The sequence below is a fragment of the Pseudomonas sp. TE3-3-F2023 genome (assembly GCF_036784815.1).
In the GTDB taxonomy this organism is placed as follows: domain Bacteria; phylum Pseudomonadota; class Gammaproteobacteria; order Pseudomonadales; family Pseudomonadaceae; genus Aquipseudomonas; species Aquipseudomonas pudica.
The window spans coordinates 4,749,269-4,758,553 of the sequence record NZ_CP145113.1 but is presented as its reverse complement, the minus strand read 5'-3'; the positions used below and the strand labels follow the sequence as shown (position 1 = coordinate 4,758,553).

Here is a 9,285-nt window from a genome sequence, read left to right as displayed (position 1 = left end):
GAGGTTTGGCGCAGTACCTGTGGGAGCGGGCATGCCCGCGAATAGCGGCACAGCCGGTGCCATATCGCCCCTTTCCCATGGTTCTTCGTCATCATGATGCGGCCCCGATTTTTTCCTGCGACATCGACGCATTGATGAATGCTTCATCATAAGAGTTTGCATGGTAGCGAGCGAGAAACTCATGAGCATTTTCAAATGGCTCGAGGTATTGATGAGCGAGCATGTAGAAACGATGGCAGTTTGTGGCAATTTCCTCGGTATAGTGAGATGAAATCAAAACACTAGCCCCGTTTTTGCAGGCGTTCTTTATACCTAGCCAAATGTGGTGCCTGAATTCTGGGTCTACCCCCGCAGTAGGCTCGTCGAGGATGATCAGGTCGCTGCCCATGAGCAGTAGCGTCAGTGTGACAAAGCTCCGGACTTCGCCATAGCTGCAGGTAGATGCCTTTTTCTTGTAGATTTCAGCATACCGTTTCGACAGGGAAGGTGACCATTCAGAGAGGCGTGAAAGCACCTCGCAGTGATCCGGTGCTGATCTGGAGTTTAAATGTGTAATCAGTTGGTAGACTTCGCTCATCCTGAGCAAGGGCGGTGGTGTCAGCACTTGAGTCAGATAAGCCTGCTGTCTGGATGAATTTATGATTGTGCCGTTGCTTGGTTTTCTGATGTTGCAGATCAGGTCGAAAAGTGTGGTTTTTCCTGCTCCGTTACTACCCAGTACGCCTACGGCTTCTCCTTTTTTCAACTGTAGCGTGATGTTCTGTAGTAGAGGGCTGATGTTGTATGAGAAGTCCAGGTTTTTGATGGTGAGAAGGTACATTTTAATAGCGGCTCCATATGGGGTGGATTCTGAACAGCTTTCCTGTTGCATAGAGTCCCGCTGTTGAAATGGCAAAAGCTGTCAGAAAACTAATGGCAAGTGGTAACTCTCCGGTAATTATTCTTGTACTCAGGTGCAAGGGGTTGATCAACGTTGACCAGTGGGTCAGTTCGTCTTGTGTGGTACCCAAATAACCAGAAAGTAACATCAGGAATGAAAGTAGCGAAAATAGCGTCCCGGCTGTGCTGAACTTGATGGGCATCGCTGCGATTGCCAAGCCGATGCAGGCAAATATCAGGTAACTCGTATAAAACGCGGCTGTAAGGTACAGGAGTTCTGACAGCGAGTAGGATCCGTATAGAGGCTTGGAGATGAAGTAGAAAAAGCTAGAGTACACGACGCTGACCAACGTGTAGCTGACGGCATGCGATGTGAGGAAAAGTGCAATTGCCTCGCGTTGGTAAATGAATGATCGGACGAAGCCACTTTCTCGTCGTCCGATTAGATAAAAGCCGAGGCCGAAGAAGGCAACGTTTGCAGCGATGTAGGCGTAGAACCACGCAGCAGATGATATATAGAGAGAGTCTGGTGGCGCTGCAAGGGAACGGCTTTGCCTCAGTAGTATGAACATCAAGCAAGGCGCCGCCGCGGTCCACAGCAATGCAGTGGGTTCTCGCAGGTGTTCCAAGATCAACACCTTGGTGATCATGAGGAGCTGTTTTGTTCGCGTTTTGGGGTGTGGCTTTTTGTTCATTTTTCTCGCCTTTAGTGTCTTCGCGAATGCAGGGGGTAAGGTTTTATATTCACGCTGCATGTACGTCAAGTTTGATGGGGCGATGTATTGGAGGGGGTGTAATCTAGTTGTTTGAATTGCAGTTGGTATTGTGGGATCTATCTGAGGGGTATGTCTGATCGCAATCTGTTCACTGATCATGGGAGTGAAGAAGACTTCTGTCTTTTGTAGGGCGGATCTGAAGTTGTTGTGGGATTGTTATATGTTTTATTGTCGGCCGTTGTTTCCCGATGATCGGTTCGGAAAAGTGTTTGTCGCCTTGGGTGGTATAACTTAGTGTTGCCAAATGTAAAGTTGGCCATTAGCTGGCATCTGGGTCGATGTGCTCAAGGACGAGCTGGAGGGATTGTGACCAGAGCAAGTGAGTTCTGCATCGCCCCTTGTAGGGGCGGCCTTGTGTCGCGAAAGGGCTGCACAGCAGCCCCAGCAATTTCAGCTTTTATGCAGCAATTTGGGGGCCGCTATGCGGCCCTTTCGCGACACAAGGCCGCTCCTACAGCTACGGCGTTGTTCTCTAGGTTTGGCGCTGTACCTGTGGGAGCGGGCATGCCCGCGAACACCGGCGCAGCCGGTGCCATAAACCGCATTGAGTTCTTCGCGGGCTTGCCCGCTCCCACAGGGCCGCCACAGCCTTGTGCTGCGAATGGGCTGCAAGGCAGCCCCGGCGATTTCACATCAGCGCTTGCCGAGAATCTTCCCAAGCAACTCCGGCCGCGGCGCGCCTTGCTGGCTCTGCAGGTTGCCCTGGTCATCCTGATAGAAGATCGCCGGGGTCGCCTGCAAGCCCATTTCTTCCATCAGCGCCATGTTCGCCGCCAGCTTTTGCTGCACCGCCTCCGGTACCTGCTCCAGTGCTTTCAACTTGCTGGCCTTGCCCGCTTTTTCATGCTCGTGCAGTGCCTTGGCCGGGTCTTTCGCCGCCAGCAGCGCCGCCGACTTGCCCGGGCTGTCCTCGCGGATGATACCGACCATGATATGGCGCAACTGCACCTTGCCCGACTCGACCCACGGCCGCGCCTGCTTCCAGAACATGTTGCAGTACGGGCAGTTGGGGTCGCTGAACAGGTACACCTTGCGCGGCGCATCGTCCTTGCCGTCGGCGATCCAGGAGGTTTTTTCCATCTTCGCCCATATTTCCTTGCTCATCGGCGCATACACCAGCTTTTTCAGCGGCTCGGCACTGAGGTCGTTGCCCTGTTCGTCGAACAGGCTGCCTACCAGTACATGCTTGCCGTCAGGGGTGAGGTACAGGGCCAGGCCGTTATTCTGGTACTCGGCGGCATACCCGCGCAGGCCGTTGGGGGCGTCGAAGCTGCCTTTGATCACGGCGCCCTTGGCTTGCAGTTGCGCAATCGCCTTGGGCAGCTCTTCGGCTTGCAGGGTGGGGGCAGCCAGCAGGGCCAGGGACAGGGGCAGCAGTGCAGTCAGTCGCATGTCAGTTTCCTTGTGCGGCAGGGGCGGGCGCGGTGGCCCGGTCGAAAGGCTCCAGGGCGTGGCGCAGGCTGGCCCGGGAAAGCTCGCCCAGATGGCTGCCGACCAGGCGCCCGTCGGCGTCGAAGAACAAAGTGGTGGGCAGGGCCATGGAGCCGACGCGCTGGGCCAGCAGACCGGTGCCATCGAACAGCACGTGGGTCAGGCTCAAGCCGGTGGTGGCGAGAAAGGTGCTGACATTTTCCGGGGTCTCGCCCTGGTTGACGAACAGGAAGGTCACGTGCGGGTAAGCGCTTTGCGCCTGTTGCAGCACCGGCATTTCGCGTCGGCAGGGTGGGCACCAGGTGGCCCAGATGTTGATGACCAGCGGTTTGCCGCGGTAGCTGTGCAACGCTACGGATTGGCCGTTGGCCTTGCGCAGGCTCAGCTCGGGCAGTTCGGTGCCCTTGCTGTACAGGTGGCCACCGAGGCTGGCCAGGCCCCAGAACAGCGCGCCGCTGAACAGCGCCCAGCCCAGCGGGCGGCGCAGGCCCGGATGGCGCCAGCCCTGCCACAGGGCGCCGAGCACGATGCCGGCGAGGCCCGACCAGAACAGGAAGCCGCCATCCCGGATATCGATGGTCTGCAGCGGGTCGTCCTGGTACATCGGCCAGTAGGCCAGCACGAAGCCGGCGCGTGCGCACAGCAAACCGATCAGGAACAGGTTGAACAGTGCCGATTCCGGGCTCTCGCCGCCACGCCGGGCGACCCACCAGCCGACCATGCTGGCGATCACCAGGGCAGTGAGCATCAGCAGGTGGTTGAGGGCCATGGTCAGTGGCCCGAGGGTTACGGTCAGCATCAGCCTTGGCTCCTGGTCTGGGTCCAGTGTTGCAGGAAGGCGGCTGCATCTACCTCACCGGTGATGCGCCGCGCGCGGCGTTCGTCGCCTTCCGGGCCGACCCAGATGATGCTGGGCGGGCCGGGTACCTGGTAGCGCTGGAGCAGGGCCTGGCTGGCCGGGGTGTCGGCGGTAACGTCCAGGCGCAGCAGGTGCACACCGGCCAGGCCGGCCTGCACGTCGCTGCGGGCGAACACCTGTTTTTCCATGACCTTGCACGACACGCACCAGTCGGCATAGTAGTCGAGCATCACCCACTGGCCACGGGCCTTGGCCGCATCCAGTTCGCGTTGCAGGTCTTCGGGGCGGCTGACGGTGACGAAGGCGTCCTCGGTGTGCTGGCCGCTGGCCTGCGTGGCGCCGCCACCGGCGAACGGGCGCAGTGGCTGCCAGAGGTCGTCGCCACCGGCCGCCGCTCCCACCAGCAGCAGGCCGCCCCACAGGGCACCCAGCAGCGGCAAGGCTCGCAGTGCCGGCAACCGCTGCAGGGCCGGCCAGGCAGCCCAGGCCAGGGCGATCAGCAAGGCGCCGCTCAGGGCCAGCAGCAATGCTGCGGGCAGCAGGCTGCGCAAGGTGTAAAGCGCCATGCCCAGGAACACGAAACCGAACACGCCCTTGACCCGGTTCATCCAGGCGCCCGGGCGGGGCAGGTAGCGGTTGCCGAGGGTAACCAGCAACAGCAGCGGCACGCCCATGCCCAGGCCGAGGCTGAACAGCACCAGCGCCCCTTGCAGCACATCGCCGCTCTGGGCGATGTACAGCAGCGCGCCGGCCAACGGTGCGGTCATGCATGGGCCCATCAGCAGGCCGGACAGCGCGCCAAGTAGCGCCGCGCCATACAGGTTGCCGCCACGGGTACCTTGCCCGGCGCGGTCGAGGCGGTCACGCACGGCGGCGGGCAGTTGCAGTTCGAAGGCGCCGAACATCGGCAGGGCCAGCAGCACGAACAGCCCCGCCAGGCTGCCTAGCAGCCAGGGTTGTTGCAGCCAGGCCTGCAGGCTGGCACCCAGCAGCGCGGCGACCACCCCCAGGGCGGCATACACCAAGGCCATGCTCAGTACATAGACCCCGGCCAGGATCCAGCCGCGCCTGGCGCTGGCGCCATTGCCCAGTACCAGCCCGGCGAGGATCGGCAGCATCGGCAGGGAGCAGGGGGTAAAGGCCAGCAACAGGCCCAGGCCGAAGAACGCCAGCAGGCTCCAGGCCAGGTGGCCTTGTTGCAGGTCGCTGGCCAGGGCCTGGTCACTGGCTTGTTCGGCCGCCGGGGCCCCACTGCCGCCCAGGTCGATCAGCGTGGTTTGCGGCGGGTAGCACAGGCCCGCATCGGCACAGCCCTGCCAGCCCAGGCGCAACTGACCCTGGGCACCGGCCGGGAGCAGCAGTTCGAGCTGGTCGCGGTACACCGCGCTGTCGCCGAAGAACTCGTCGTGATGGTTGAGGGCGGCTGGCAGTTGCGGGTGCTGCTCGGCAGGCAGGCCGTCGAACTTCAGGCGCTTCTGATACAGGTAGTAGCCAGGCTGGATCTGGAAGAACAGGCGCATTTGGCCGTCGGCCTGGCGGTCGTGGGTAAGCACGAAGGCCTGGTTGACCGGCAGGAAGTCCGGTTTGACATCGAACGGGTTGGCCTGCAACGGGCCGGCCAGCAGCAGAGTCAGTAAGAGCAGGAGGACGCGCATGTCTTTGCCTTGGCAGTACGTTGAAAGGGGTCATGCTGGCTTGGGTCGATTAACCCAAGGTTAACTCTGGTTTTTGGTCAGGGGGCGCATCAGGGCTTGGAGGTGCATGCCGTGGGATTGTTTGCGCCTTGGAGATCCCAAGACAACCACCTACCAGCCCCAGAGCAAATTCCCCCCCAGATCCCAGACATGTCGCGACATATTGTCGACTTGACTTTGCCTGCGCCAACACAATTGCTGTAAAGTTGACGTGCGGGTCAGCTTTTCAGGCTGGTACCAGAATCAAAAAAAGGGCAGACCCCCAGCTGTCCAGAGGATCAAGCATGTCCAACCGTGATATTTCCCGGCGCGCCTTCTTGCAAGGCGGCCTGATCGCTGGTGTCGGCGTGACCATGGCGCCGCTCGGCAGCCAGGCGTTCGCCGCGCTGATGGAAGAACGCGTCACCACCTCGCCGCAGAAGTGGATGAACCATGATGGCAAGGCACGTTTCCGTAACGACGCCCTGTCCAAGGTCTGTGGCGACAAGGTGTTCGCCCGCGACATCCGTGCCAAGGACATGCCTGGCTGGCCCGCGCAGCAGGGCCATGCGCTGCTGCTCAAGGCGACCAAGGCCGACCGTATCTATGCCGGTCATGACCTAAGCCTGCTAGGCGCCGACCTGCAGCCGGACCGCATCGTCACCGCTGCCGACCTGGAAAAGGACGGCATCGCCTGGCCCGAGGCCCACTCGCCCGACCCGCTGCTGCCGCCCGGCAAGGTGCCGATGTTCATCGGCCACCCGGTGGCGATCCTGATCTGGCACGACTTCGAGCGTTTCCGCCAGGCCAAGCGCAAGCTGCAGTTCAACGACCAGGCGATCCGCTATGGCGCCCAGGCGCCGCTGTACCAGCGCGACCCTTACGGGAGCTTCCGCTTCGTGCGCGTGGGCGGTGCCACGCCGTTCGACGACGATGAATTTTCCAGCCTGAAGAATTCCATGCTGTTCCCCACCATCCTCAACCGCAAGCCGGTGTGGTCGAAGCAGCCCAACCAGCATGGCGACCTGACCGAGCAGGGCCTTTTCCATGCCAGGCGCATGGCCGAGCAGCTGGACAATCCACCCGAGGACTGGCTGGTGTTCGACGAGCGCTACAAGACGCCGTCCATCGAGCCGGCCGCACTGGAGCCGGACAACGGCAACGGCTGGTACGACCCGGCTAGCGGCACGCTGCACTTCGTGGTCGCGACCCAGTGTCCGTTCGAAGTGGCGCAGGAATGCGTGCACATGATCAAGCCGTCGCGCTTCGCCCTGAACACCCTGAACATGCATCCGGGCTATACCGTGGGCTACGGCTCGAAAGACAACAACATCTTCGTCTTCTACGCCGCCGTGGCCGCGTTGTATGGCGCTGGTGTGCCGATCCGCCTGGCCAACGACCGCTACGAGCAATTCCAGAGTGGCATCAAGCGCCACGCATTCGATATCCGCTACCAGTTGGCGGTGGACAAGAAGGACAACAGCTTCAAGATCTTCCGCGCCGACATGACTTGCGACGGCGGCGGGCGTATCAACTACAGCCCCTCGGTGGCGGCGGTCGGCGCCACGGCGGCGCAGTCGATCTACTACATGCCGCAGAACGACCTGTCGGTCACTGCCTATCACTCCCGTGGCGTCGAGGCCGGCTCCATGCGCGGCTACGGCACCCTGCAGACCATGGCCGCCACCGAAATGATGGTGGATGAGATCGCCGGTCGCCTGGGCGTCGATGCCATCGACCTGCGCCGCGCCAACGCGCTGAAGTCGGGCATGAAGAACACCCAGGGCGCGGTCCCGGCCGGCGCCCTGCGCCTTTACGAGATTCTCGACAAGGCCGCCGTGCACGACTGGTGGCGCAACCGCGACGCGCGCAAGCAGCAGATGGATGCCAAGGACCCGGACCACTGGTATGGCGTGGGCTTTGCCATCTGCCAGAAAGACTTCGGCACCGGCTCCGAAGCACCCATGGCCAGCATCGAGTTCAGCCGCGACGGGCGAATCAGCCTGCGCCACATCGGCACCGAACTGGGGACTGGCATGTCCACCTCCCAAGCCTTGGTGGTCAGCGATTTCCTCGGCCGCTCGGCCGACGAGGTCAAGACCGCGGTCACCGAATGGCCGGAGCTGCAGCTGACCACCAGCGGCAACCCGTACCTGATCAGCCAGCCCGAGCAGGACGCCGCGCTGCGCAACCCGCGTTGGGTCGGCAAGCTCGCTTCGCCGTCGTCGGCGACCAACTCGGCCTTCTACTTCAGCCATGCCACCCGCGAAGCGGCGCGCGTGCTGTTCAATCACGGTCTGTGGCCGGCGGCCATGGCCATCTGGAGCCAGGGCCCGTACGGCGGCCAGGCCAACCCGCTGGTGGTGCGCCGCGAGAATGCGGTATGGGTCAACGGCGAGCTGACCGGCAACGGCCTGTCACCGATCCCGTTCGCCCAGCTGGCCCAGAAGGCCCACGAAATGGGGCTGGTAACCGGCGTCAGCGTGCACGGTTTCAACCGCTGGAGCTGGGCCGAAGCCGACTTCGTGATCGACGGCGTGCGCGAACGCTTCCCGCTCGACGCGGTGGCAGTGAAGTACGGCGATGGCGCGGTGAATGCCAAGAAGGCGCAGATGAGCAGCCACGGCTACCACCTGCTCGACCGGCAGAACGCCGCCTACCCCGACACCCAGCTGAACAACGCCATGGTCACCTACTACAGCCCGGTGGCGACCATTGTCGAAGTCAAGGTGAACAAGGGCACTCACGAAGTGCAGGTACTCAACCACCACAGCTGGGTCGAGTGCGGCCGGGTGCTGGTGCCGGAACTGGTCAAGGGCCAGCTCGAGGGCGGTATCGCCATGGGCATCGGCCATGCCTTGACCGAAGAAATGCCGTTGTACGAGGGCGGGCCAGGGGAGGGCGACTGGAACTTCAACCGCTACCGCCTGCCGCATGCACGCGACGTGGCGGTGTGGCAGCAGACCAGCGAAATACTCCCGCCGCTGTCACCGACCGACCCGTCCAAGGGTATTGCCGAGGTGGTGATGATCCCGGTCGTCGGTGCCATCGGCAATGCCGTCGCGCATGCCATCGGCAAGCGCGTTCGCGATCTCCCCATCACCCCAGCCCGTATCAAGGAGGCCCTCAATGGCTAACCGTCCACTGCAACTGACCCTCAACGGTCAACCGGTCGGCCCGGTCGAGGTCCCTGACGACCTGGCGATGATCGACTACCTGCACGAACACCAGAACCTCACCGGCTCGCGCCTGGGCTGCGGCCAGGGCATCTGCCACGCCTGCGTGGTGATCGTCGACAACCCCGACGGCACCTGCGAGGAGGTGCGTACCTGCATTACCGGCGCGCATTACTTCGAGGGCAAGAAGGTCCGCACCATCGAGGGCCATGCCAAACAGGACGAGGCCGGCAACCTCACGCTGAACCCGATCCAGCAGAAGTTCGTCGACCTGTTCGCCTTCCAGTGCAGCTACTGCGCGCCGGGCTTCGTCAATGCCGCCACGGTGCTGGTGGAAACCGCCCAGCGCCAGCCGCTGAAGAAGAGCGAGGTGGAAGACCGCATCGAGGCGAGCCTGGGCCACCACATCTGCCGTTGCACCGGCTACGTGCGTTACTACGACGCCACCCGCACGGTGCTCAACGACCTCGGCCTGGTCAAGGAGGGTTGAG

At 62.1% G+C, this 9,285-nt stretch carries 7 protein-coding genes; 2 read left to right on the top strand and 5 right to left on the bottom strand.

Features of this window, described 5'->3' with window-relative positions:
* Window positions 1–91: 91 nt before the first annotated feature.
* From V3314_RS21915 to dsbD, 5 genes are all read right to left on the bottom strand, one after another.
* Window positions 92–820, bottom strand: a complete 729-nt coding sequence (locus V3314_RS21915) for an ATP-binding cassette domain-containing protein (RefSeq protein WP_338459638.1) — start codon at window positions 818–820, stop codon at window positions 92–94.
* Window position 821: 1 nt separating this feature from the next.
* Window positions 822–1,574 carry a hypothetical protein gene (locus V3314_RS21910; RefSeq protein WP_338459637.1) on the bottom strand — a complete coding sequence of 251 codons (753 nt, stop codon included), beginning with the start codon at window positions 1,572–1,574 and terminating at the stop codon, window positions 822–824.
* Between the two features lie 714 nt (window positions 1,575–2,288).
* Complete coding sequence (dsbG, locus tag V3314_RS21905; protein ID WP_338459636.1) at window positions 2,289–3,047, bottom strand: thiol:disulfide interchange protein DsbG; 759 nt, start codon at window positions 3,045–3,047, stop codon at window positions 2,289–2,291.
* Window position 3,048: 1 nt separating this feature from the next.
* A complete protein-coding gene (locus tag V3314_RS21900) occupies window positions 3,049–3,885 on the bottom strand; it encodes a TlpA disulfide reductase family protein (RefSeq protein WP_338459635.1) in 837 nt (278 codons plus the stop codon).
* Window positions 3,885–5,600 (bottom strand): protein-disulfide reductase DsbD, encoded by a 1,716-nt coding sequence (dsbD, locus tag V3314_RS21895; protein ID WP_046615069.1) that lies wholly within the window; start codon window positions 5,598–5,600, stop codon window positions 3,885–3,887. Before dsbD ends, V3314_RS21900 begins: the two co-directional genes overlap by 1 nt.
* Before the next feature lie 323 nt (window positions 5,601–5,923).
* Here dsbD and V3314_RS21890 point away from each other — a divergent pair, with 323 nt between their 5' ends.
* On the top strand, window positions 5,924–8,755 hold the full coding sequence (locus tag V3314_RS21890; protein ID WP_046615070.1) for a xanthine dehydrogenase family protein molybdopterin-binding subunit: 2,832 nt from the start codon (window positions 5,924–5,926) through the stop codon (window positions 8,753–8,755).
* Window positions 8,748–9,284 carry a (2Fe-2S)-binding protein gene (locus V3314_RS21885; RefSeq protein ID WP_046615071.1) on the top strand — a complete coding sequence of 179 codons (537 nt, stop codon included), beginning with the start codon at window positions 8,748–8,750 and terminating at the stop codon, window positions 9,282–9,284. The genes V3314_RS21890 and V3314_RS21885 overlap by 8 nt, the downstream gene beginning before the upstream one ends.
* The last annotated feature ends 1 nt before the right edge of the window (window position 9,285 follow it).

Bases quoted from the DNA above. Each gene is read 5' to 3' on its own strand.
- dsbD (WP_046615069.1), bottom strand. From the start codon at position 5,600: ATGCGCGTCCTCCTGCTCTTACTGACTCTGCTGCTGGCCGGCCCGTTG.
- V3314_RS21910 (WP_338459637.1), bottom strand. From the start codon at position 1,574: ATGAACAAAAAGCCACACCCCAAAACGCGAACAAAACAGCTCCTCATG.
- V3314_RS21890 (WP_046615070.1), top strand. From the start codon at position 5,924: ATGTCCAACCGTGATATTTCCCGGCGCGCCTTCTTGCAAGGCGGCCTG.
- V3314_RS21915 (WP_338459638.1), bottom strand. From the start codon at position 820: ATGTACCTTCTCACCATCAAAAACCTGGACTTCTCATACAACATCAGC.
- dsbG (WP_338459636.1), bottom strand. From the start codon at position 3,047: ATGCGACTGACTGCACTGCTGCCCCTGTCCCTGGCCCTGCTGGCTGCC.
- V3314_RS21900 (WP_338459635.1), bottom strand. From the start codon at position 3,885: ATGCTGACCGTAACCCTCGGGCCACTGACCATGGCCCTCAACCACCTG.
- V3314_RS21885 (WP_046615071.1), top strand. From the start codon at position 8,748: ATGGCTAACCGTCCACTGCAACTGACCCTCAACGGTCAACCGGTCGGC.